The 23,038-nt window shown below is 63.7% G+C and carries 28 protein-coding genes and 1 pseudogene; 10 read left to right on the forward strand and 19 right to left on the reverse strand.

Annotated features, from left to right (window positions below):
- Positions 1-155: 155 nt before the first annotated feature.
- Positions 156-1,754 (forward strand): phosphoenolpyruvate carboxykinase, encoded by a 1,599-nt coding sequence (locus CFP68_RS09240; RefSeq protein WP_099826641.1) that lies wholly within the window; start codon positions 156-158, stop codon positions 1,752-1,754.
- Between the two features lie 126 nt (positions 1,755-1,880).
- Here CFP68_RS09240 and CFP68_RS09245 read toward each other — a convergent pair whose 3' ends face one another.
- Positions 1,881-2,642: a sulfite exporter TauE/SafE family protein gene (locus CFP68_RS09245; protein WP_099826642.1), complete on the reverse strand. Its 762-nt coding sequence runs from the start codon at positions 2,640-2,642 to the stop codon at positions 1,881-1,883.
- A 166-nt stretch (positions 2,643-2,808) separates the two neighbouring features.
- Here CFP68_RS09245 and CFP68_RS09250 point away from each other — a divergent pair, with 166 nt between their 5' ends.
- Positions 2,809-4,494 carry an acyl-CoA dehydrogenase family protein gene (locus CFP68_RS09250; protein ID WP_099826859.1) on the forward strand — a complete coding sequence of 562 codons (1,686 nt, stop codon included), beginning with the start codon at positions 2,809-2,811 and terminating at the stop codon, positions 4,492-4,494.
- Between the two features lie 4 nt (positions 4,495-4,498).
- On the opposite strand, the gene CFP68_RS09255 is transcribed toward CFP68_RS09250, so the two are convergent.
- The gene (locus CFP68_RS09255) at positions 4,499-4,765 is read right to left on the reverse strand and encodes a chorismate mutase (protein WP_241524023.1); all 267 of its coding nucleotides are present in this window, start codon (positions 4,763-4,765) and stop codon (positions 4,499-4,501) included.
- Positions 4,766-4,798: 33 nt separating this feature from the next.
- Positions 4,799-5,116 carry a putative quinol monooxygenase gene (locus CFP68_RS09260; protein WP_099826644.1) on the reverse strand — a complete coding sequence of 106 codons (318 nt, stop codon included), beginning with the start codon at positions 5,114-5,116 and terminating at the stop codon, positions 4,799-4,801.
- A 98-nt stretch (positions 5,117-5,214) separates the two neighbouring features.
- Here CFP68_RS09260 and CFP68_RS09265 point away from each other — a divergent pair, with 98 nt between their 5' ends.
- A complete protein-coding gene (locus CFP68_RS09265; RefSeq protein WP_099826860.1) occupies positions 5,215-5,595 on the forward strand; it encodes an META domain-containing protein in 381 nt (126 codons plus the stop codon).
- Positions 5,596-5,598: 3 nt separating this feature from the next.
- On the opposite strand, the gene recO is transcribed toward CFP68_RS09265, so the two are convergent.
- The 11 genes from recO to folK form a co-directional block, all read right to left on the reverse strand.
- On the reverse strand, positions 5,599-6,321 hold the full coding sequence (gene recO, locus CFP68_RS09270; protein ID WP_099826645.1) for a DNA repair protein RecO: 723 nt from the start codon (positions 6,319-6,321) through the stop codon (positions 5,599-5,601).
- Positions 6,322-6,324: 3 nt separating this feature from the next.
- Complete coding sequence (locus tag CFP68_RS09275; protein ID WP_099826646.1) at positions 6,325-6,654, reverse strand: DUF1491 family protein; 330 nt, start codon at positions 6,652-6,654, stop codon at positions 6,325-6,327.
- 366 nt (positions 6,655-7,020) lie between these two features.
- Complete coding sequence (gene era, locus CFP68_RS09280; RefSeq protein ID WP_099826647.1) at positions 7,021-7,929, reverse strand: GTPase Era; 909 nt, start codon at positions 7,927-7,929, stop codon at positions 7,021-7,023.
- On the reverse strand, positions 7,926-8,612 hold the full coding sequence (gene rnc, locus CFP68_RS09285; RefSeq protein WP_099826648.1) for a ribonuclease III: 687 nt from the start codon (positions 8,610-8,612) through the stop codon (positions 7,926-7,928). The genes era and rnc overlap by 4 nt, the downstream gene beginning before the upstream one ends.
- Positions 8,609-9,367 (reverse strand): signal peptidase I, encoded by a 759-nt coding sequence (gene lepB / locus CFP68_RS09290; protein WP_420915821.1) that lies wholly within the window; start codon positions 9,365-9,367, stop codon positions 8,609-8,611. The genes rnc and lepB overlap by 4 nt, the downstream gene beginning before the upstream one ends.
- An 82-nt stretch (positions 9,368-9,449) precedes the next feature.
- Positions 9,450-9,875 (reverse strand): holo-ACP synthase, encoded by a 426-nt coding sequence (gene acpS / locus CFP68_RS09295; protein WP_099826650.1) that lies wholly within the window; start codon positions 9,873-9,875, stop codon positions 9,450-9,452.
- Between the two features lie 59 nt (positions 9,876-9,934).
- Complete coding sequence (locus CFP68_RS09300; protein WP_099826651.1) at positions 9,935-10,690, reverse strand: pyridoxine 5'-phosphate synthase; 756 nt, start codon at positions 10,688-10,690, stop codon at positions 9,935-9,937.
- Positions 10,687-11,361, reverse strand: coding sequence for a DUF2062 domain-containing protein (locus CFP68_RS09305; protein WP_169961464.1), 675 nt, complete (start codon positions 11,359-11,361; stop codon positions 10,687-10,689). The genes CFP68_RS09300 and CFP68_RS09305 overlap by 4 nt, the downstream gene beginning before the upstream one ends.
- Before the next feature lie 100 nt (positions 11,362-11,461).
- Entirely contained in the window at positions 11,462-13,582 is a 2,121-nt protein-coding gene (locus CFP68_RS09310; RefSeq protein ID WP_099826653.1) for a RelA/SpoT family protein, read from the reverse strand.
- 46 nt (positions 13,583-13,628) lie between these two features.
- The gene (gene rpoZ / locus CFP68_RS09315; RefSeq protein WP_099826654.1) at positions 13,629-13,982 is read right to left on the reverse strand and encodes a DNA-directed RNA polymerase subunit omega; all 354 of its coding nucleotides are present in this window, start codon (positions 13,980-13,982) and stop codon (positions 13,629-13,631) included.
- Positions 13,983-14,074: 92 nt separating this feature from the next.
- A complete protein-coding gene (gene folK / locus CFP68_RS09320) occupies positions 14,075-14,665 on the reverse strand; it encodes a 2-amino-4-hydroxy-6-hydroxymethyldihydropteridine diphosphokinase (RefSeq protein ID WP_241524024.1) in 591 nt (196 codons plus the stop codon).
- 98 nt (positions 14,666-14,763) lie between these two features.
- Here folK and CFP68_RS09325 point away from each other — a divergent pair, with 98 nt between their 5' ends.
- From CFP68_RS09325 to CFP68_RS09350, 6 genes and pseudogenes are all read left to right on the forward strand, one after another.
- On the forward strand, positions 14,764-15,360 hold the full coding sequence (locus tag CFP68_RS09325; RefSeq protein WP_099826656.1) for a LabA-like NYN domain-containing protein: 597 nt from the start codon (positions 14,764-14,766) through the stop codon (positions 15,358-15,360).
- Positions 15,361-15,394: 34 nt separating this feature from the next.
- On the forward strand, positions 15,395-15,838 hold the full coding sequence (locus CFP68_RS09330) for a YqaA family protein (protein ID WP_099826657.1): 444 nt from the start codon (positions 15,395-15,397) through the stop codon (positions 15,836-15,838).
- Between the two features lie 70 nt (positions 15,839-15,908).
- Positions 15,909-16,859, forward strand: a complete 951-nt coding sequence (ispH, locus tag CFP68_RS09335; RefSeq protein ID WP_099826658.1) for a 4-hydroxy-3-methylbut-2-enyl diphosphate reductase — start codon at positions 15,909-15,911, stop codon at positions 16,857-16,859.
- 167 nt (positions 16,860-17,026) lie between these two features.
- Positions 17,027-17,476, forward strand: a complete 450-nt coding sequence (locus CFP68_RS09340) for a DUF3429 domain-containing protein (protein ID WP_099826659.1) — start codon at positions 17,027-17,029, stop codon at positions 17,474-17,476.
- A 12-nt stretch (positions 17,477-17,488) separates the two neighbouring features.
- A pseudogene (rnhA, locus tag CFP68_RS09345) lies at positions 17,489-17,947 on the forward strand (ribonuclease HI); the annotation flags it as partial.
- Positions 17,948-18,072: 125 nt separating this feature from the next.
- A complete protein-coding gene (locus CFP68_RS09350) occupies positions 18,073-18,732 on the forward strand; it encodes a trimeric intracellular cation channel family protein (protein WP_099826661.1) in 660 nt (219 codons plus the stop codon).
- Positions 18,733-18,824: 92 nt separating this feature from the next.
- On the opposite strand, the gene fmt is transcribed toward CFP68_RS09350, so the two are convergent.
- Complete coding sequence (fmt, locus tag CFP68_RS09355) at positions 18,825-19,724, reverse strand: methionyl-tRNA formyltransferase (RefSeq protein ID WP_099826662.1); 900 nt, start codon at positions 19,722-19,724, stop codon at positions 18,825-18,827.
- Positions 19,725-19,844: 120 nt separating this feature from the next.
- Here fmt and CFP68_RS09360 point away from each other — a divergent pair, with 120 nt between their 5' ends.
- Positions 19,845-20,192: a RidA family protein gene (locus CFP68_RS09360; protein ID WP_099826663.1), complete on the forward strand. Its 348-nt coding sequence runs from the start codon at positions 19,845-19,847 to the stop codon at positions 20,190-20,192.
- A gap of 255 nt (positions 20,193-20,447) precedes the next feature.
- Here CFP68_RS09360 and CFP68_RS17885 read toward each other — a convergent pair whose 3' ends face one another.
- From CFP68_RS17885 to def (CFP68_RS09375), 4 genes are all read right to left on the reverse strand, one after another.
- On the reverse strand, positions 20,448-21,239 hold the full coding sequence (locus tag CFP68_RS17885) for a hypothetical protein (protein WP_145953424.1): 792 nt from the start codon (positions 21,237-21,239) through the stop codon (positions 20,448-20,450).
- A gap of 252 nt (positions 21,240-21,491) precedes the next feature.
- Entirely contained in the window at positions 21,492-21,983 is a 492-nt protein-coding gene (gene def / locus CFP68_RS09365) for a peptide deformylase (protein ID WP_099826664.1), read from the reverse strand.
- The gene (gene def / locus CFP68_RS09370; protein WP_241524025.1) at positions 21,980-22,480 is read right to left on the reverse strand and encodes a peptide deformylase; all 501 of its coding nucleotides are present in this window, start codon (positions 22,478-22,480) and stop codon (positions 21,980-21,982) included. Before def (CFP68_RS09370) ends, def (CFP68_RS09365) begins: the two co-directional genes overlap by 4 nt.
- Before the next feature lie 3 nt (positions 22,481-22,483).
- Positions 22,484-23,005, reverse strand: a complete 522-nt coding sequence (def, locus tag CFP68_RS09375; RefSeq protein WP_099826861.1) for a peptide deformylase — start codon at positions 23,003-23,005, stop codon at positions 22,484-22,486.
- Positions 23,006-23,038 lie beyond the last annotated feature (33 nt).

Below are 23,038 nucleotides of genomic sequence, written 5' to 3' on the forward strand. Positions count from 1 at the left end.
TTTGGTTGCGCTAACCCCGGATTGGTTGCGCTAACGACGCCGCCCCGAAGGTTTCGCTTTGGATTCAGTCTGCTATCGTCGTCGAACCCTACCAACAACCCGACGGCCCCATGGCATGATCGGGATATCGCGCGACGGCGGCGAAGGAGCAGCAGATGACACAGGGACGGGTCAACCCGGAACAGACACTGGAAACGCAGGGCATCACGGGGCTCGGCGCGGTTTATTACAATCTGTCAGAGCCCGATCTGGTCACCGCCGCACTGGCGCGCGACGAAGGCACGCTGGGCAATGGTGGCGCGCTGCTGGTCACGACGGGCAAGTTCACCGGCCGCTCGCCCAAGGACAAGCACGTCGTGCGCTCGGCCACGACCGAAGACACCATCTGGTGGGAAAACAACGCCGCGATGACGCCCGAGGCGTTCGATGTCCTGCACAAGGACATGCTGGAGCACATGAAGGGGCGCGACTATTTCGTACAGGACCTGTTCGGCGGCGCCGACCCCGCCCATCGGCTGGACGTGCGCTGCATCACGGAACTGGCATGGCACGGCCTGTTCTGCCGCACGTTGCTGCGCCGTCCCGAACGCAGCGAGCTTGACGACTTCACCCCGGATTTCACGGTCATCAACTGCCCCACCTTCACCGCCGATCCCGAACGTCACGGCTGTCGTTCGGGCACCGTCATCGCGCTGAACTTCGATGCCAGGCTGATCCTGATCGGCGGCACGGAATACGCCGGCGAAAACAAGAAGTCGGTGTTCACCCTGCTGAATTACCTTCTGCCCGAAAAGAACATCATGCCGATGCATTGTTCGGCGAACCATGCACCGGGCAACCCGGTGGATACCGCCGTGTTCTTCGGACTGTCGGGCACCGGCAAGACGACCCTGTCGGCCGATCCCTCGCGGATCCTGATCGGCGACGACGAACACGGCTGGTCCGATCGCGGCACCTTCAACTTCGAAGGCGGCTGCTATGCCAAGACGATCAACCTGTCCGCCGATGCCGAACCCGAGATCTTCGCCACGACGACGAAGTTCGCCACGATCATCGAAAACATGGTGTTCGACCCCGAAACCAAGGAGCTGGACTTCGAGGACGACAGCCTGACCGCAAACATGCGCTGCGCCTATCCGTTGCACTATATCTCGAACGCGTCGGACACCGCCATGGGGGGGCACCCCAAGAACATCATCATGCTGACCTGCGATGCCTTCGGCGTGCTGCCCCCCATCGCGCGCCTGACCCCCGCCCAGGCGATGTATCATTTCCTGTCGGGTTTTACCGCCAAGGTGGCCGGCACCGAACGCGGCGTGACCGAACCGCAGCCGACGTTCTCCACCTGCTTCGGCGCGCCCTTCATGCCACGCCGCCCCGAAGTCTATGGCGAATTGCTGAAACAGAAGATCGCGACACACGGTGCGACATGCTGGCTGGTCAATACCGGCTGGACCGGCGGGGCCTATGGCACCGGATCGCGGATGCCGATCAAGGCGACACGTGCGCTGCTGTCGGCGGCGCTGGACGGCTCGCTGGAGAAAGCGCCGTTCCGCAAGGACAAGAACTTCGGCTTCGAAGTGCCGACCGAGGTGGAGGGCGTCCCCGATATCCTTCTGGATCCGCGCCGCACCTGGGACAATCCAGAAAGTTACGATCGACAGGCGGCGAAGCTGGTCAAGATGTTCTCCGAGAACTTCGCGCAATACGCCGATCATATAGACGAAGACGTCCGCGCCGCGGCCATCGGCTAGGCGTGCGGCACGGGCAGGTCAGCGCCTTGCGGCGCTGGCCTCCGGCGGGAGTATTTCGATCAATGAGAAGCCGCGAGGGTTTTCGAACCTTCGCTTTTTCTTGCTGTAAATACTCGTGAACCCGACCTAGCCGGTGAAGCCGCGCCGCAGCAGGTTTGCGCCGACCACCACCAACACGATCAGGGTCCATCGTTTGAAACGCGCCTGATCAAGACGATCCTGCATGGCAGCCCCCAGTGCCAGCCCGATGCCACAGGGGATCAGCATCAAGAATGACAACGGGGCGGTGTCGCCGTCCAGCACGCCGGATTTCAGATGGGCCAGCGTCAGCATCACGGCGCCCATGCCATAAACGACCCCCTGCACGCGCATGTGTTCGCTCTTCGGCGTATCCAGCGCGGTCAGATACATCACGGTTGGCGGCCCCCAGACGCCCGATACGCCACCGATCAGGCCCGCGAATGCGCCCAGCCCGAGTTCGGTGCGGCGCCGTGCGCCCGGGGCGATATGCAATTGCCAACCGGCCAGTTGGACAAGACAGAACACGATGACGGGAATGCCAAGGATCAGATAGAGCGCGCGCGCCGGTAGAATGGTCACCAGTTGCGCGCTGAAAAGGATGCAGACCATCACCGTGGCCACGAATCGCCAACGGAGCCGTGCGGATGCAACGGCGGCCCCCGTGCCACCGCGCAATGCCTGCCACAGGTTTGCGCAAAGCGTCGGCACGATCAGCGCCGCCAGGGCGGTGGACGGTGGCATCAGCGAACTGAACAGCGAGATCATGATCATCGGCATCGCGAAGCCCACGGTGCCCTTGACGAATCCTGCCAGCAACCCGACCGCGAAAATCAGAACCATGGTCGGTGTTGTGAACGCGTCGAACATCCCGTCCCTCTTCGATGGTAGAGGCGTTATAGCGGGATCGCCGCGCCACGCCAGCGGCACGGGCCGAAATCATATTGAACCAATAAGGCCCGACAGAATGTAATTTTCTTGCGTGACACCGACGAATGCCCCTGCCATGCTGCAGCTGCACAACAAGGATTTCCCGATGGCCCATGACGGACAGCAACCTGCCCTGACGACCGGTATCGTTCTCGACGATCTGCTGACGTTGACCCGTGCCGCTGAGGCCGCCGCGGCCGATCTGGCACAGCAGGCGACGGATGTGCTGCGCCCCAGGGTTACCGAGGGTGGCCGGACCTCGGGCGCCCTGATCGAGACGCACCAGACCGCGGCCCATGGTCTGGCCTGGATCGCGACCTATGCCGAAGCCCTGGGCCGGATGCAGGAATGGGCCGAGAAACTGAGCGCCGAGGACCGGTTCGGCGAGACGGAACAGCTGATCCATCAGATCGCTTTTGGCGAATACCTCTGGCAGCTCTACGGCGGTTTGCCGATGTCCCAGGGCGAAATGCTGCGTCCGCAGGATGTGGGCCTGTCGCAGGATGACCAGCGCGCGCTGATGGTGCCCGAGGTGATGACCCTGACCCAGCATGGCAACACGCAGGCAGCGCGCAGCCGCCTGGTCGCGCTGATGCGCGACGGGTCCGGCAACATCACCGTGGGCCATACGGGCCTGGACGACGAACTGGACATGATCCGCGAACAGTTCCGCCGCTTTTCGGCCGACCGGATCGAACCGCACGCCCACGGCTGGCACATGCGCGACGAGTTGATCCCGATGGAGGTGATCGGCGAGTTGGCCGAAATGGGAGTGTTCGGGCTGACCATCCCCGAGGACTTCGGCGGGCTGGGCATGTCGAAGGCAGCGATGGTCGTGGTCAGCGAGGAGTTGTCGCGCGGCTATATCGGGGTCGGGTCGCTGGCCACCCGATCGGAAATCGCCGCCGAACTGATCCTGTGCGGCGGCACCGACGCCCAGAAGGCGCATTGGCTTCCCGGTCTGGCCAGCGGAGAAATCCTGCCCACCGCCGTCTTCACCGAACCCAACACCGGGTCGGATCTGGGGGCGCTGCGCACACGCGCGGTCAGGGATGGCGACGATTACCGCGTGACCGGCAACAAGACCTGGATCACCCACGCCGCCCGCACGCAGGTGATGACCCTGCTGGCCCGCACCGATGCCGCCACCACGGATTACCGGGGCCTGTCGATGTTCCTGGCCGAAAAGACGCCCGGCACCGATGACGCCCCCTTCCCCACCGAGGGCATGTCAGGTGGCGAGATCGAAGTCTTGGGCTATCGCGGCATGAAGGAATACGAGATCGCGTTCGACGGCTTTGTCGTCAAGGGCGAGAACCTGTTGGGCGGTGAAGAAGGCCGTGGCTTCAAGCAGTTGATGGAAACCTTCGAATCCGCCCGCATCCAGACCGCCGCCCGCGCCATCGGCGTGGCGCAATCCGCGCTGGATGTGTCGATGAAATACGCCGAGGACCGCAAGCAGTTCGGCAGGCCTCTGATCGAATTCCCGCGGGTGTCGGGCAAGCTGGCCATGATGGCGGTCGAAATCATGGTGGCGCGGCAGCTGACCTATTTCAGCGCCTGGCAAAAGGATCACGGCAAGCGGTGCGATCTTGAGGCGGGAATGGCCAAGCTGTTGGCTGCCCGCGTCGCCTGGGCCGCCGCCGACAACGGGCTGCAAATCCATGGCGGCAACGGTTTCGCACTGGAGTACGCCATCTCGCGCATCCTGTGCGACGCGCGGATCCTGAACATCTTTGAAGGGGCCGCCGAAATCCAGGCGCAGGTCATCGCGCGGCGCCTGCTGGGCTGACCGGTCAGCCGCCCAGGTGCGCCGCCTCGCGGCGGATCGACCATTCGATGATCTCGCGCCACAGGGTTTCGGCCAGCGCGGGATCAAGCCCGCGTGCCTCGGCCAGGGTGCGGACGTTGCCGATCACCTCGGCCACGCGGTCGTCGATGCGGGCGGGCAGGCCTTCGGCCGGCTTCAGCTCGATCGCGCGGTCGATGTGATCGGCCCGCGCCACCAGAAGGTCGATCAGCGCGCGGTCCAGTGCGTCGATCCCGACCCGCAGTTCGGCCATGGTCGTACAGTCCCGGGGGCGTTTCGCCGACATTCAGACACCCGACAGGATGTGGATCTTGCGGTCTGCGATCAACGGGCCGGCGACGCCGCCGAAGGCCTGCATGTGCGCGGTCTTGCCGTGGGCATCGAGATGCGCAAGGCTCTCCCATTCTTCAACCACGACGACGGTGTTCTCGCCCAGCGGCGCCTGTTTTTCACCGGCGTCCGCGGCATCGATGCTGGGGACATACGTGATGCAGCCGTCTTCGGCCAGAACATCGAGCACGATCTGGCGGAACGCCTCGATCAGGGCCTGCCGCTGGCCCGGTTTCGCCGTCAGCACCGCCATCACATGCACAGTCTTCGCCATTTTCCGTCCCTTCCGGTTGTTGCGCGCACACCGAACCACGCCACGCCGCCGAACGCCAGCCCTTGCATCGCGGGCGGCCTTTCGGCATGGAACACGGCATGAGATATCTTCTGATCCCCCTTCTTCTGGCGGCTTGCGGCGGCGATGAAACCGTGTCCGGCCAGGTCGATCCCGACCTGACGTTCGCGCTGAGCACGCTCGACGGCACCGCGTTTCCGGCCCGCGCCACCATCGCCTTTCCCGGCGAGGGCAAGGTGTTGGGCCAGGCGCCCTGCAACCGCTGGTCGGCCCGACAGACCGCGCCCTATCCGTGGGTCGAAATCACCGGCATCCTGTCGACCAAGGCCACCTGCCCGGACCAGCCGTCCGAAGACGCGTTCTTCGATGCCCTGCGCCAGATGGGTCGGATCGAAGCGGTGGGCCGTGTCGTGATCTTTTCCAACGATGCAGGTCGCGAGATGGTGTTCCGGGCGGAATGACGCCTAGAAATGCCGCTCGAACAGGGCGATCAGGCGGGCGCGTGAGGCCGGCAGCGGACGGTCGCCCAGGTCGGGCGCCAGATGGTTGGACAGGAAATGCCCCGTCGTGGTCAGCCCGTCCAGAAGTTCGCGCGCGGATGCCGTCCCCTGCCCCAGCATCGCCAGCGGCAGCGGCAGCAGGCGGTCGGCCCATTCACCAGCGCCGTCCCGGCTGACCGCGCGGCCCGTGCGTGGCGACACATAGGCCAGATCGTCGCGCGTGCCGGTGACCGCGCATGACGTCAGGTCCAGCCCGAACCCCATGTCATCCAGCAGCGCCTGCTCCCAGCGCAGATAAGCCAGTGGCCAGTCATCGTTCGGCCCCAGCATGTCCAGCAGCGCGAGGGACCGGGCATAAAGCACCGGATGCGCCTCGCGTTCGGGCAACAGGAAGGCCAGCAGGCCCAGAGTGGCGTTGAGTCCGGCCAGGGCCAGCCGATCCTCCAGCACCGCCGCACGGCTTTGCACCGGTTCGACCGTGAAGGTGCCCAAGTGGTCTTCCAGCCGCGCCCGCCACGTCAGGTCAAGCTGCGCGCCGGGTTGCAGCACCGGCGCCAGGCGACGGCCTGCGCCGCCGCGCACGATGCCCGCATGGCGGCCGCGGGTCGGTGTGAACACCTCGACGATGGCCGAGGTTTCGCCGTGGCGGCGCACGGTCAGGACGACACCCTGATCGCGCCACTCCATGGCCTATGCCAGCCCGTCTTCGTCCAGCAGGTGCCGCCCCTGCCGGTCTTCGACTTCGATTACCCACAGATCGGGATCGAACCCGCGCTGTCGCGCGATGGCGGCGTCGGTGTCGGGTTCCGGCCCTTCGGTCAGGACGATCCACTGCCGCTCGCCGGACATCAGGTCGAACGAGCGCTGAAACACCTTTGCGTGACCATCCAGCGTGTTCAGCTTGATCAGGACCGCGCCGCCGGTGTCATCGCCGTGCGCCACGACGAACGCCGGAATAGCGTTCAGCGCAAGCCGCCGCAGATAGGCGGATACCCAGAAATCTGCCGTGAGTTTCGTCATCGCAGCTTCACCTACCATCGAATGCAGGCCTCAAGATCGCCTTGAGCATTCTGCTGAAGATAGTCAGAATTGTAAAAGCCCACGAGAAAACAATCAAAAGTTGGTCAGCATGCCCTACTGGAATCGGAAGTCCATCGCGAAGAAGCCGCTGATACCACAAGATGAGCGCGTATGTCAGCTGTGTGGATACCGGTTTTTGTCCGGAATAATCGTCGTAGAGCGCGGCTATCCAATGAGAGCGCTATGCCAAAAATGCGCCGATCATCATGCTGACCGAGACTGGGACGACCTGCCGGTAAAAAGCTAGTAACGCATGAGACTAACGATAGAGGGGCGTCTACAGGTCCGCAGAAAGGACTAGCCGCGTCAATTCCCGTCCTTGAAGTCCAGCCCGATCTCGGTATAGCGCGCCGCCTCGTCCAGCCAGCCGGGACGCACCTTGACCTGCAGGAACAGGTGCACCTTGCGGCCCAGGAATTCTTCCAGTTCGGCGCGCGCCAGTTGCGACACGGTCTTGATCGTTTCGCCCTTCTTGCCGAGGATGATGCCCTTGTGACCATCCCGCTGGACATAGATGAACTGTTCGATCCGGGCCGATCCGTCCTTCTTCTCCTCCCAGCTTTCGGTTTCCACTGTCAATTCATAGGGCAGCTCCTGATGCAGGCGCAGCGTCAGTTTCTCGCGCGTCATCTCGGCCGCGATCATCCGAAGGGGCAGATCGGCGATCTGGTCTTCGGGATACAGCCACGGCCCTTCGGGGATCGCCGTCGCCAGCCATTTGCGCAGGGCATCCACCCCATGACCCTTTTCCGCCGAAATCATGAAGGTTTCGCTAAAGGCGAAGCGGTCGTTCATCTCCTTCGTCAACGCCAGAAGCACCGGCGCCTCGACGCGGTCGATCTTGTTGATGGCCAGCACGACCGGCCGGTCGCCGACGTGTTCCTTGAGGTTGTCCAGAATGGCCTCGACCCCCTCGGTGATGCCACGATGCGCCTCGATCATCATGACCACCACATCGGCGTCCGACGCGCCACCCCAGGCGGCGGCCACCATGGCGCGGTCCAGTCGGCGGCGCGGGCGAAACAAGCCGGGGGTGTCGACAAACACGATCTGCGCCTGCCCTTCCATGGCAATGCCGCGGATCCGGGCACGGGTGGTCTGCACCTTGTGGGTGACGATCGACACCTTGGCCCCCACCATCCGGTTGAGAAGCGTCGATTTTCCGGCGTTCGGTTCGCCGATCAGGGCGACGAATCCGGCGCGCGTTTCAGTCATGGCTGTTGTTCCAGTCGGGTCAAAAGGGCAAGGGCGGCGGCCTGTTCGGCGGCGCGTTTGCTGGTGGCCTTGGCCTGCGCCACCTCGCCCGACACCAGGCGCACGTCGATGGTGAACACCGGCGCGTGGTCGGGGCCGCTGCGGGCGGTTTCGGTGTATTTCGGCGGCGGCTGCTTGCGCGCCTGCGCCCATTCCTGAAGCGCGGTTTTCGGGTCGCGCGAATCCGCGTCGACCGTGGCGATCCGGTCCTGCCAATGGCGCAGGATCACGTCGCGCGCGGCGCCGAGGCCACCATCGAGGTAAACGGCGGCGATCACGGATTCCATCGCGTCGCCCAACAGCGCCTCTTTGCGCCGCCCGCCCGACAGCATTTCGGACCGGCCCAGTTTCAGGACCGCCCCCAGATCCATGGCGCGGGCCATTTCGGCGCAGGTTTCCTTGCGCACCAAGGCATTGAACCGTGGCGCCAATTTTCCTTCGGACGCGGCCGGGTCGGCCTCCAGCAAGGCTTCGGCGATGACAAGGCCCAGCACCCGGTCGCCGAGAAACTCCAGGCGCTGGTTGTCGGGCCGCGACGACGACGAAATCGACGCATGGGTCAGCGCGCGCACAAGATGGTCGGGGGTGGCGAAATCATGCCCCAGACGGCGCGAGAAGGCAGAGAGATCGGCCGACAGCTTCATTCGATCTTTTCAAAGAAACGATCGCCGCGCCATGTCCAGAAGAACAGCATCGATTTGCCGGCGGACGAGAAGATCACGCGATCGGCCCGACCGATGAGGTTTTCGAACGGCACGAACCCGACCCCGCCCGAGTTCTGGGAAAAGCGGCTGTCGGTCGAATTGTCGCGGTTGTCGCCCATGAAGAAATACTGGCCCACGGGAACGGTGAAGACCGGCGTGTCATCGGGCAGGCCGGTGCGGTCTTCGATGTTCAGAACATCGTGCGTCACGCCACCGGGCAGGGTTTCGCGATACCGATCCTTGACGCAATCCGCGCCGATGCCGACGTTTTCCTTGCAGCGGGGCAGATTGCCGACCGGGCCCTGTTTTTCATAGGTTTCAATGAATTGGCCCGCCGGTTCCTGCGGCGCCTCTTCGCCGTTGATATAGACAACACCCTGCTTGACCTGGACCTGATCGCCCGGCAGGCCGATCAGGCGCTTGATGAAATCGGTGCCCTGGACGGGATGGCGGAAGACCACGACATCGCCACGTTCGGGTTCGCTTCCGAACCAGCGGCCGTCGATGAACTTGCACATCGAAAACGGGCAGGAAAGTTCGGAATAGCCATAGGCCATCTTGTTGACGAACAGGAAATCGCCAACCAGCAGGGTGTCCTTCATTGATCCCGACGGGATCCAGAACGGCTGAAAGAAGATTGTGCGGAAAATACCTGCAATGACAAGGGCATAGACCACCGTTTTCACGGTCTCCATGATACCCTCTTTTTTCTCCGCCATGCCGTTTCCACCTTTGTGCGCAATTGTCGCCGCTAGATGAGCGCCGGAAGGCCCAGAGTCAAGTTGCGAGCGTCCCGCCGGGCACACCCAGCGGCCGCGCCTCGATCACGACAAAGGCCTGGGCCCATGGATGATCGTCGGTCAGCGTGACGTGGATCACCGAATCGTAACCCGGCGGCGTCATCGAAGCCAGCCGATCGGCGGCCCAGCCGGTCACCGCCATCACGGGCTGGCCGGTGGGCAGATTGGACACCGCCATGTCCTTCCATGCGATCCCCATCCGAAGGCCGGTGCCCAACGCCTTTGAACACGCCTCTTTCGCCGCCCAGCGTTTCGCATAGGTGCCGGCGACGTCCATGCGCCGTTCCGCCTTGCGCTGTTCGGTTTTTGTGAACACGCGGTTGCGGAACCGGTCGCCGTGACGGTCCAGCACCCGCGCGATCCGTTCGATGTTCGCCAGATCGGAGCCGATTCCGAGGATCATGTTTTCATGTGCTTTCCGTATGACCTGCCCAAGCGCCCGAGTGTGCACACGCGGACGGATCAGGCGCGCGCTGCGTCCATCAGGCGGCGCATTTCGTGGATCGCGGGCCCAAGTCCGCGAAAGATCGCCTCGCCGATCAGGAAATGGCCGATGTTCAGTTCCATCACCTGGGGGAACGCGGCAATCGGCGTGACGGTCTCATAGGTCAACCCGTGACCGGCGTGGACCTCAAGACCCAGACTGTCGGCGTAAGCCGCCATTTCGCCCAGCCGCGCACATTCGGCATCGCGTTCGGCAAACCGCCCTTCGGCGTGGGCGTCACAATAGGCGCCAGTGTGCAGTTCGATCACTTCGGCGCCGATCCGGTTGGCCGCCTCGATCTGGCGGGCATCGGCGGCGATGAAGATCGACACGCGGCAGCCCGCCTCGCGCAGGGGGGCGATGAAATGGGCCAGCTTGTTTTCCTCGCGCGCGACTTCCAATCCGCCTTCGGTCGTGCGTTCCTCGCGCTTTTCGGGCACGATGCAGACCGCGTGGGGGTTGTGGCGCAGGGCGATCTTCTGCATCTCGTCGGTCGCTGCCATCTCGAAGTTCAGCGGAACGCTCAGGGTGGCCATCAGGGCTTCGATGTCGGCGTCGCCGATGTGGCGGCGATCTTCGCGCAGATGCGCGGTAATGCCGTCGGCGCCCGCCTCTTCGGCGATCTTCGCGGCCCGCAGGGGATCGGGCGTGTCGCCGCCGCGCGCGTTCCTGACGGTGGCGACGTGGTCGATGTTGACCCCAAGCCGCAGACGTCCCCTTGCATGTTCGTTCATACCTGCCCCTCTTTCCGGCCCGACACGGCGTCGACCTTGGTTTTTGCCGCCTCGGCGATGGCACGCCGCTTGGCAAAGCTGTTCTTCATGCGCTTGATCCGGGCCTTCTGATAGGCCGTGATCAACGGTCGGCTGATCAGGTAGCACGCGCACGCCGACACGATACCCGGAATGATGCCTCCCACCAGATAGGGCAGGAAGACATGTGCGAAAAATCCGTTCAGGCGGGTCCATTGCACCACGTCCGACGTGAAGATTGCCTTCAGGTTGCTCCAGAGTTCAAGCGACGCATAGGAAAACGCCGTGATCACCGAGGGCAGCGGCACACCGTGATGATACCCCAGCATCCGCGAGCCCAGCTCGACCGACACGGTCGCGATCACCGGGAAGGTCAGCGGATTGCCAAAGAAGGTGCCCAGCAGGGCGGCCAGGACGTTGCCGCGCATGATCCAGGCCAGAACGGCCGCGGCAAGGAAATGCAGCCCGAACAGCGGCGTGAAGCTGACGAAGACACCGGCGGCGATGCCGCGCGCGATCTTGTGCGCGGGATCGGGCAGCCGGCGCAAACGATAGCCGACATAACGCACGGCACGGGTCCAGCCGCCACGGGGATAGAAGAATTCGCCCATCGCCTGAAGGTAAGACCGTGGTGTGCGCCGCTTGAAGACCACGTTGGTTCCGTTTCCTTTCGACGGCGGCCAATGCCGTCAACCTTGTCCCGACGTGCGCCCGGCGCGTCGGTTTTTCAAGTCGCGCCCCCGCCCCCCCCGATCAGGGTTTGCGCGTCAGGTCGCGGTGCCTGCTGATTGTGGCCACATCGCTGTCGGCTTCAAGCGAAAGACGCACGGCATGCAGATGTTCCACATCGCGCACGTCCACGTCGATAATGAGGCGGAAGAAGTCCTGTTTTCTGTCCATGAAGTGCAGATCCGAGATATTCGCCTTCTGCTCGCCGATCAGCGAACAGATCCGCCCCAGAACGCCGGCGTCGTTGGAAATCGTCATGTCGAAGGACACGGTATAGGCGGCGGGGTGGTTGCCCGAATGCCAGCGCAGATCGACCCAGCGGTCGGTCTGGTTCTGCAATTCCTCGAGCACGGGGCATTCGATGGCGTGGATCCGCACGCCTTCGCCGCGATAGGTGATGCCGACGATGCGTTCGCCCGGCACCGGCTGACAACAGCGGGCGCGCTGGAACGTCTGGTGCGGAGACAGACCGACGATGGCACTTTCGACGTCGATGGTTTCGCCGGGGCGCGCCGTCAGTTCGGGATAGATCCGTTCCACCACCGAGCGGGCGCTGAATTCGGCCGATCCCAGCCGCGCCAGCAGTTCGTCGGAATCCGGCAGATGCATCCGGCGTGCGGCGGCGGTCAGCGCGCGGTCGGTCATCCGCTTGCCGACATGGTCGAATGCGACGCGGGCCAGTTCCAGACCCAGCTTGATGAACCGCTCGCGGTCCTCGTCACGCAGGGACCGGCGGATGGCCGTCTTGGCGCGGCCGGTGGCGACAACGTCGATCCATGTCGCCTGCGGGCGCTGGCCCTCGGCGGTCATGATCTCGACCGACTGGCCGTTCTTCAGCCGCGTCCACAGCGGCACGCGCAGCCCGTCGATCCGTGCGCCGACGCAGGAATCGCCGATGCGGGTGTGGATCGCATAGGCGAAATCCAGCGGCGTCGCACCGCGCGGCAGTTTCACCACATCGCCTTTCGGCGTGAAGCAGAACACCTGATCGGAATACATCTCAAGCTTGACTGCCTCGAGGAAATCCTCGTGATCCTCGGCGCTGTCCAAACGCTCGGTCAGGGTGGAAATCCACTTGACCGGGTCCACCGCGAACGGGTTGTTGGTGCGCACACCGTCCTTGTAGGCCCAGTGCGCGGCGACGCCCGCCTCGGCCACCTCGTTCATCTGGCGGGTCCGGATCTGAACCTCGACACGCTTGCCGTCACGGCCCGAAACCGTCGTATGGATCGACCGGTAACCGTTGGTCTTGGGCTGGCTGATGTAATCCTTGAACCGCCCCGGCACCGCCCGCCAGCGTTGGTGGATCACGCCCAGGATCGCGTAACATTCGGCCTCGCTCGTGCAGATCACGCGGAAGCCATAGATGTCGGACAGCCGCGAGAACGACTGTTTCTTCTCCTCCATCTTGCGCCAGATCGAATAGGGTTTCTTGGCGCGGCCGAACACCTCGGCCTCGATGTTCGCGCGGTCCAGTTCCAGCCGGATATCGCTGTTGATCTTGTGGATCACGTCGCCGGTGTCGCGCTGCAACTTGATGAAGCGGCGGATGATCGACGACCGCCCTTCCGAGTTCAGGACCTGGAACGCCAGATCCTCAAGCTCGTCGCGCATCCATTGCATGCCCATGCGGCCCGCAAGCGGCGCGAAGATGTCCATCGTCTCGCGCGCCTTCTGGACCTGCTTGTTCGGGCGCATGGAGCGCAGGGTGCGCATGTTGTGCAGCCGGTCGGCCAGCTTGACCAGGATCACCCGCAGATCCTTGGACATCGCCATGAACAGCTTGCGGAAATTCTCGGCCTGCTTGGTCTCGGTCGAGTTCAACTGAAGGTTGGTCAGCTTGGTGACACCGTCCACCAGTTCGGCGATTTCCTTGCCGAAGATTCTGGTGACTTCGGAATAGGTGGAATTGGTGTCTTCGATGGTATCGTGCAGCAACGCGGTGACGATGGTGGCGTCGTCCAGTTGCATGTCGGCCAGGATCACGGCGACGGCAACGGGGTGCGTGAAATACGGCTCGCCCGAATGGCGCTTTTGCCCTTCGTGCATCTTTTCGCCATAGGCATACGCCTCGGTCAGCATCTTTGCGTTGGTGCGTGGGTTGTAGGCGCGGACCAAATTGATCAGGTCATTGGCTGTCGTCATCCGGTCCGCCGCCTTGCGCGCATGCCATGCTCTGCGCTTCTATGCCTTATTGCTGCCCCTGCGCTTCCATCAGGGCGCGGAGGAGCTTTTCCTCGCTCATGTCGTCTTCGGCGGGCTTGTCGGGCTGCCCGCCCATGAGCAGGGCCATCGAATCCTCTTCGGGTTCGTCGACCTCGATCTGGGTCTGGTGCGATTCGATCATCCGCTCGCGCAGATCATCGGCCCGCTGTGTCTCTTCCGCGATCTCACGCAGCGACACCACCGGGTTCTTGTCGTTGTCGCGATCCACCGTCAGGGCAGAGCCCGCGGCGATTTCGCGCGCCCGGTGTGCGGCCAGCATCACCAGTTCGAATCGGTTCGGAACCTTGTCAACGCAGTCTTCAACCGTCACGCGGGCCATGGGACACTCCTGTTCGGAAAGAAAAGCCTAAGCGGCCTTCATATGCCCCGTGAATTTTCTTGACAACCCGAAACGCCCTGTTTTCCGGGCCATCAGAGGGGACGAACCGCGTTTTTTTCGTCCGACGGCAGGACATCGACCATTTGACGCACCGTCAGGCCCGAAACCGGGTGGCGCCAGTCGGGCGCGATGTCCAGCAAGGGAATCAGCACGAAGGCGCGATCCTGCAACCGCGGGTGGGGCAGGATCAGCGTTTCGGGCGTCTCGACCCGCTGCCGGACCGGGGGTAGATCGCGCCAGTGGGCGAATGTGGCGGCATCGGGCAAGACAAGATCACCCATGGCCAGCAGGTCCAGATCCAGCGTCCGCGCGCCCCACCGCACGCGCCGCACCCGACCCATCGCGGTTTCGATCCGGTGCAACAGCGCCAGCAGCGCCTTGGCCGGCAGATCGGTCCGCAACCCGATGGCCGCGTTCAGGTAATCGGGTCCGGCCCCGGCGGGAAAGCACGGCGTGCGGAAAAAACGGCTGGTGGCCACGATATCGCACCCTGCCGCACCGATGGCATTCAAGGCGTCATTCAGCCGATCCGACAGGTCATGGCCGGGCACGGTTGCGTTCGCGCCAAGGGCGACCAAAGTTGTCGTCGCGTCCAATGAAGTGAATGGCGGTTGTCTCGACACGTATTTTCCCTAGATAAAGCAGGTCGGAATTATGCGGGCTACCACCACTCACACACTCACGGAAGCTTGTCCGCGCGGTTTTTGGAAGGGTTTATTTAATGTTCTACCGAGACGAACGGCTCGCGCTGTTCATCGATGGCTCGAATCTGTATGCGGCTGCCAAGGCCCTGGGGTTCGACATCGATTACAAATTGCTGCGCCAGGAATTCATGAGGCGGGGCAAGATGCTGCGTGCCTTCTATTATACTGCGCTGTTGGAAAACGACGAATATTCGCCGATCCGGCCGCTGGTGGACTGGCTGCATTACAACGGCTATTCCATGGTGACCAAGCCTGCCAAAGAATACACCGACAGCCAGGGACGGCGGAAGGTGAAGGGCAACATGGATATCGAACTTTGCGTCGATGCCATGGAACTGGCGCCGCGGGTCGATCACATCGTGCTGTTTTCGGGCGATGGCGATTTCCGCCCGTTGGTGGAAAGCCTTCAGCGGGCGGGCGTGCGCGTGTCGGTCGTGTCGACGATCCGCAGCCATCCGCCGATGATCTCGGACGAACTGCGCCGCCAGGCCGATAACTTCATCGAACTGGAAGAGTTGAAGGATGTGATCGGCCGCCCGCCCCGCGAGCCGCGCGAGGACGACAGGTCGCAAAACACCGAAGAGCGCACGGCGCGCGAGGTCGCGGGCCAATAGGGTCCGCTTGCAGACATGCAAAGGCCAGCGCCGCATGATGGCGGTGGCCCTTTCGCTGGCGGGGTTGTTCGTCACCGCCTTCGGTGCTGCGACGATCCTGCCTTTCCAGTCCGAAATCGTCTTTGCCGCCCTTCAGTTGCGCGCCGATATATCGGTGTTCTGGCTGGTTGTCGTGGCCAGCATCGGCAACACGCTGGGGTCCTGCGTCAATTATGCCATGGGCCTCTGGGTCGAACGGTTTCGCGGGCGGCGCTGGTTTCCGGTGAACGACGATCAGATGGCCCGCGCCAAGGCGTGGTATCTGAAATGGGGCGTCTGGAGCCTGCTGCTGTCCTGGGCGCCGCTGGGCGATGCGATCACGCTGATGGCGGGGGTCATGCGCACGCCGCTGTGGCTGTTCATGGTGATGGTCGGCTTTGCCAAGACCGTGCGTTATATTGCCTTCGCGGCGCTGACTGCCGGCGTGCTGTCGCTGTGACGCGGGGCCGGGTCTGGACGCCTGCCGCCTGCGCCATTAGCTGTGGGGCGGACCACGCCGGAGACTGACCATGACCAGACCGCCCCTCACCCTCTACCTTGCCGCGCCGCGCGGATTCTGCGCCGGCGTCGATCGCGCGATCAAGATCGTCGAGATGGCGTTGGAGAAATGGGGTGCCCCCGTCTATGTGCGGCACGAAATCGTGCACAACCGTTTCGTGGTCGACGCGCTGCGCGAAAAGGGCGCCGTGTTCGTCGAGGAGTTGGACGAATGCCCGACCGACCGGCCTGTGATCTTTTCCGCCCATGGCGTGCCCCGCGCCGTGCCCGCCGAAGCCCAGCGCCGCGAGATGATCTATGTCGATGCTACCTGCCCCTTGGTCAGCAAGGTCCATAACGAGGCCGCGCGCCACCATGAAAACGGCTTGCAGATGGTAATGATAGGTCACGCGGGCCATCCCGAAACCCTGGGCACCATGGGCCAGTTGCCCGATGGCGAGGTGTTGCTGGTGGAAACGGCCGACGACGTGGCGGGGTTGTCGGTGCGCGACCCCGAGCAACTGGCCTTCATCACGCAGACGACCCTGTCGGTGGATGACACCGCCGGCATTGTTGCGGCACTGAAGGCGCGGTTTCCGGCCATCGTCGGGCCGCACAAGGAAGACATCTGCTATGCCACCACCAACCGGCAGGAAGCGGTCAAGGCGATGGCGCCCAAGGCCGACGCGATGCTGGTGATCGGCGCACCGAACTCGTCGAACTCGCGCCGGCTGGTCGAGGTGGGGCGCACCGCCGGATGCGCCTATGCGCAACTGGTCCAGCGGGCCGACGACATCGACTGGCGCGCGCTGGAGGGCATCAGATCGATCGGCATCACCGCCGGGGCCAGCGCCCCCGAAGTGCTGGTGAACGAAGTGGTCGACGCCTTCCGCAACCGATATGACCTGACGGTCGAAATGGTCGTGACGGCCGAGGAAAACATCGAATTCAAGGTCCCGCGTGTTCTGCGCCAACCCGCCTAGCCCCCGGTCGCCCGCCTACACCGGACGATTGCGCTCGCCCCCCCCGCCGCGACCTTTCTAGCGCCGACATTGCCAACACCGTGAACCCGCCGACGCGCAGACATCCCGTGCCGAAACGCGCCTGCAAGCTCTGGTCACCGGTCCTGCAGAGCATTAGAAGCGGTGCCATGACGCGCATCCCCCTCTCTGCTCTCTGTCTCGGTCTTGCCGGGCTGATTCCCTTTGTCTGGGGGGCGCTGACGCTGGTCTTTCCGTCCCTCGCCGATTGGGGGCTTCGCGTCTTGGGGGCACGGTTCATCGGGCCATATGTGCAACTGGCCTATGGCACGGTGATCCTGTCGTTCATGTCGGGCGTGCTGTGGGGGTTCGCCACCCGCGCCACGGGCCGCGAGGCGGCGGTGGGATACGCGCTGTCGGTGCTGCCCGCGCTCTGGGCGTTCTTCTTCATCGGCGACGGGCCAACCTCGGCCGCGATCTATCTGATCTTCGGGTTCATCGGCTTGCTGGCCCTGGACTGGAGCTTCTGGCGCCAAGGTCTGGCGCCTGCGTGGTGGATGCACCTGCGGGTGCTGCTGAGCGTCGTCGTCGTCGCCTGCCTGTCGATTTCCATCCTCTGAAAGGGGCACCAGATGCCGACACTGACCGCCTATACCGACGGCGCCTGCTCGGGCAATCCCGGCCCCGGAGGCTGGGGTGCGCTGTTGATCGCGCGCGATGGCGACACCGTGATCAAGGAACGTGAACTGAAGGGCGGCGAGGCCGACACCACCAACAACCGGATGGAGTTGCTGGCCGCGATCAACGCGCTGGAATCCCTGACGCGCCCGTCCGCCATCACCATCGTGACCGACAGCGCCTATGTGAAGAACGGCGTCACCGGCTGGATCCACGGCTGGAAGCGCAACGGCTGGAAGACCAGCCAGAAGAAGCCGGTGAAGAACGAGGATCTGTGGAAGCGGATCGACGCCGCCAACGCACGCCATGACGTGACCTGGGAATGGGTCAAGGGCCATGCCGGGCACCCCGAAAACGAACGCGCCGATGAACTGGCCCGCGCCGGAATGGAGCCGTTCAAGGGCGGCACGAAAGATCCCGGCGCGGCGCGCGCGCCCGCCGCGCGCACCCCGCGCAAGACGCCGCCGGCCAAAACCGCCGGCCCGGCCGCCGTGGCCCGCGTTGCGCGCCGCCCGGCACCCAAGGCCGGCGACCCCGAATGATCGAAACCCTGCGCGCGGTGCCCGACCTGTTGCCACAGGCCGTGGTGGCGTTGGACTTTGCCGCCGTCTTCGTGTTCGCGCTGACCGGTGCGCTGTCGGCCAGCCGCGCACAGCTGGACATCGTCGGGTTCTTCGTGCTGTCGGGTCTGACGGCGGTCGGGGGCGGCACCCTGCGTGACTTGTTGCTGAACCGGGATCCGGTCTTCTGGATCGGGCGGCCGGAATACCTGGCTGTCATCGCACTTGCCGCGGCCGTCATCTATTTCACGGCGCATCTCGTCGAAAGCCGCTATCGCTGGCTTGAGTGGCTGAACGCCGCCGCGCTGTCCGTCGCCGTGGCGGCCGGGGTCGGCGTGGCGCTGGCCGCCGGTCAGCCCTGGGTGATCGTTGCGGTGATGGGGGTGGTGACCGGGACGGTTGGCGGGTTGCTGCGCGATGTTGTGGCCACCGAGGTGCCGCTGTTGCTGAAACAGGGCGAACTCTATGCCACGGCCGCCCTCGCGGGTGCGGCGGCGGGCCTGCTGGCGCTGGCATTTGGGGCGGCACCGGTGACGGCCCTGCCGCTGATTGCGGCAGTGACCTTCACCCTCAGGGCGGGTTCGCTGTGGTTCGGCTGGCGATTGCCGGTCTATCGGGCGCGACCGCCGCGGAACTGATCGTTGCCACGGTCAGGGACGTCTTCCATCAAATCACCCAGGACGGCCACGACGGCGCGACCCGCCGCACCGTGCCCGGGTCCGCCCGACGCTCAATCCAGAACTGGCGGCAGCGTCAGCCCGCGCAAGACCTCGTCGGCATCCATGGCGCCGCGCCCGGCCCGCTGGGCGCGCAGGATCCGCACCGCACCGCCGCCGCAGGCGATCGTGAAACCGTCCAGCACCGCACCCGGCGCCCCCTGCCCCGCCGCCAGCTCCGACGCCAACAGCTTGACCCGTTCGCCCGCCACTTCGCACCAGGCCCCCGGAAACGGCGACAGCCCGCGGATCTGGCGATCGATCTCGACCGCCGGGCGGGTCCAGTCGATGCGCGCCTCGGCCTTGTCGATCTTCGCCGCATAGGTCACGCCGTCATCCGGCTGCACCGTCGGCGTCAGCGCCGTGATGCGGTCAAGCGCCTGCACGATCAGCCGTGCCCCCAGCCGCGCCAGCCGCTCGTGCAGCGTGCCGGTCGTGTCGCCGGCGCCGATCGGGATCGCCTCGCGCAGCAGGACGGCCCCGGTATCCAGGCCGGCATCCATCTGCATGATGCAGACGCCGGTTTCCGTATCCCCCGCCAGGATCGCGCGGTGGATCGGTGCCGCCCCCCGCCACCGCGGCAGCAACGAGGCGTGAATGTTCAGACAGCCATGCACCGGCGCGTCCAGCACCGCTTGCGGCAGGATCAGGCCATAGGCGACCACCACGGCCACATCCGCGTTCAGCGCCGCGAAATCGGCCTGGGCCTCGGGCGTCCTCAGCGACTTCGGATGTCGCACGGGCAGACCCAGCACCGCCGCGCGGGCGTGCACCGGCGTCGGGCGATCCTTCTTGCCGCGTCCCGCCGGGCGCGGCGGCTGGCAATAGACGCAGACGATATCATGTCCGTCGCGCACCAGCGCATCCAGCACCGTGACCGAGAAATCGGGTGTTCCCATGAAGACGATTCGCATGGCGGTTTCCTTCCGATTCGGATGACCCGGGGATAACGCCGGGGCCTCCGGGCGTCCATGGCTTGCCGTCTTGCGGCGCCCGTGCCAAGCTGATCTGGATTCTTCACAAGGAACGTGCCCATGGCCCAGATCACCCGTCACCACACCACCGCCCGCATGAGCCAGATCGTCACCCATGGCGACACGATCTATCTGGCCGGACAGGTCGGCACCGAAGGCGACCCCGTCGCAGACCAGACCCGCCAGTGCCTGGAAAAGGTCGACAAGCTGTTGGCCGAGGCCGGGTCGGACAAGACCAAAATCCTGCAATGCGTGATCTGGATGGCCGACATGAAGGATTTCGCCGCGATGAACGAAGTCTGGGACGCCTGGGCCCCCGAAGGCCAAGCCCCCGCCCGCGCCTGCGGCGAAGCGAAGCTGGCGACACCTGGCTATCTGGTTGAGTTGATCGTGACGGCGGGGCGGTAGGTAGGAAAGTCAACGACGGATCGCCTTTGACGGGGCGACCGGCTTCCGGCTTTCTCTGACGTATGCTGCGCCGCTCACGAATGGCGGCTCCCGCAAAGCAACCAGAAACCCTCAACAACCGCTTGGGTTTGTAACGAGGTTTTTGGTAGCACGATACTCCGCGTGTAGTGGACGTTCCACAAACGAGTGGTTAGTGGAAGCGATAATGATCTATCAACCCACCAACCACTTAGATCGGCAATCTCGACGTCGTCTTTACACAACTTTTTGGCGTGACGCTTCCATTAGAAGCTTGTCCATCCGACGCAGCTTGCCAGGTGCAAACTTGCCTTCTACGCGCATTAATAGGTCGTGCACGAAATTGTTGATCGCGAGACTTTCACTCGTGTTCGGTACCTTACCCTTGCAAGTTGGTCCTCTAAGCGCTGCGACCGTCTTAACGAGGTGGAGGTCGGGTTTAATGGCAAGACCAAGATCAGTGAGTAGATGCAAGACGGTGATGTCTCCCCAGAACGCTCCGAACTCCGACCGGAGCAGCACTACGTTTTGCGCGGTAGTGTTGGCCGAAAGATCAGAGAAAGGGTAGGCTCGGACCTCAGTACGGCGTCGAAGAGCTATTGCGGCATTTTGGATAGCGTAAAGCCGGTGGCGGGGGATTTGACCGAGCAGTGATTGTTTATCGAACCATTTGCCATGGCAAACGAACGATGCACGCGCTGATCCGTTTCCTACTTTGTCTATCAAGAAGACTTTGCGTGACGTGCCCCATTCTAGCAAGGCGTCATCCATGAAACCAGCGCCTTTAAGTTTGGCGATAGTACCTTCCGCGCCTTTTACAGTCGAGTTTGCGAAAATCGGTTTGTTCCAAATGACTTGCCACAGCTCGATGGCCTGCGCTTCTTCGATATGCAGGACTTCACCTGCAAGCTGATCCGCTTCGACTATGGACCTAGGACTTTTCTTCGCCAGCTCATCAATCAATTGATAGTAGTGGGCTACAAGGGCGTCGCCATTCGCATCTTTATAATTTGAATGTTGCGTAATCATTTTTTAAAGCTCCAAGCTTATTCGATATGAAGTGGTCCTGCTTTTTCAGAGAGGTTTGCAGCTCGGCTGAACTATAGAAGGTTCAATTTTATGCCGCCTACTCAAAATTAGTTTTGGCACGGTGTTTATACCACTGGCAGAAACCACCGCATGTTGAACGGCTTCATCAAGATCGACATTGATGCCCCGAAGCGAACCCACGCTTTTTCCGCTCAGCCGCCCTTCGTACGGTATTGCACCTGCCGCTTTCTCTTACCGCAGCTTCCCCGCCTTCTTCAGCAACCGCTCGCGCTTCAACCGTGACAGCCTGTCGAAATACATCCTGCCGTTCAGGTGGTCGATCTGGTGTTGTACCGAGGTGGCCCAGAGGTCGACGAAATCGCGGTCTTCCACCTCTCCGTTTTCGTTCACGAACCGCACCGTCACGGCGCGGGGGCGTTCGATTGCGGCCGATACGCCGGGCAGGTTGGGCGAGGCTTCTTCGTGCCAGCGGGGTTTGGCTGAGACGTGCAGCACTTCGGGGTTGGCCATGCGGATCGCACGGCCGCGGGTGTCGGAGGCATCGACCACGGCCAGGCGCAGCATGACGCCGATTTGCGGCGCGGCAAGGCCGACTCCGGGCATTGCGTCCATCGCCGCGATCATTTCGTTCCACAGCGCGCGGATCTCGTCGGTGATCGCCGCGACGGGATCGGCGGGGGTGCGCAGGCGGCGGTCGGGCCACATCACGAAAGCGCGCGTCATGCCAAGGTGTCGCGGTATTGCGCCTCATAGCGCGCGCGCATGTCGTCCGGCACCCGCCGAAAGATCAAGATCCCGTTCAGGTGATCCAGCTCGTGTTGCGCACAGCGCGCGGCGGCGCCGGTCAGGTCACGCTCAAGCCGTTTGCCGTCGGGGGTTTGCCACGCAAGGCGGATCGCCACCGGGCGGTCCACCTGCATCGTCACGCCGGGAATTGACAGGCAGCCTTCCTCACCCAGCGCCGTCTCGTGCGAGGCCGACAGGATTTCGGGGTTCACGCAGATGAAGGGATCGGCAGCGCCGTCCTTCCAAGCCACGTCCATCACGAACATCCGCTCGGTCCGGGCCACCTGCGGCGCGGCCAGCCCGCGACCGGGGGCCGCATACATCGTTTCCAGCATGTCATCGGCCAGTTTCGCCAGATCGTCGTCGAACGTTTCGACCGGCGGGCAAACCTCGGACAGCATCGGCGCGGGCCAAGTCAGGATGTCCAACGCCACGGCCTAGGCCCGCGCCCGTTCGCGTTTCAGCTTCACCATCTTGCGGGTGATCATCTGGCGGCGCAGGGGTTTGAGGTAGTCGATGAACAGCTTGCCGTTGATATGGTCGATCTCGTGCTGCACGCAGGTCGCCCAGAGCCCGGTGAAATGTTCGGAATGTTCTGCCATGTCCAGATCGTGCCAGGTCACCTCGACCTCGGCGGGGCGCTCGACCTCGCCGTATTGGTCGGGGATCGACAGGCAGCCCTCGTCATAAGTCGACATTTCGTCCGATGCCCAGGTCACCCGCGGATTCACCATCACCAGCGGGCGGGCGGGGGCGTCTTCGTCCTTGACGCAATCCAGCACGATCAGCCGTTGCAGCACACCGACCTGCGGCGCGGCCAGACCGATGCCCGGCGCGTCATACATGGTCTGCAGCATGTCCGCCGCCAGTGCGCGCAGATCGTCGGTCACCGTATCGACGGGGTCGCAGGGTTTCTTCAGGCGGGGATCCGGGTGGATTATGATGTCGAGAATGGCCATGACGGGCATTTAGGCGATCAAACCGCACTCTGC

The sequence above is a fragment of the Oceaniglobus indicus genome (assembly GCF_002751875.1).
GTDB classification, from domain to species: domain Bacteria; phylum Pseudomonadota; class Alphaproteobacteria; order Rhodobacterales; family Rhodobacteraceae; genus Oceaniglobus; species Oceaniglobus indicus.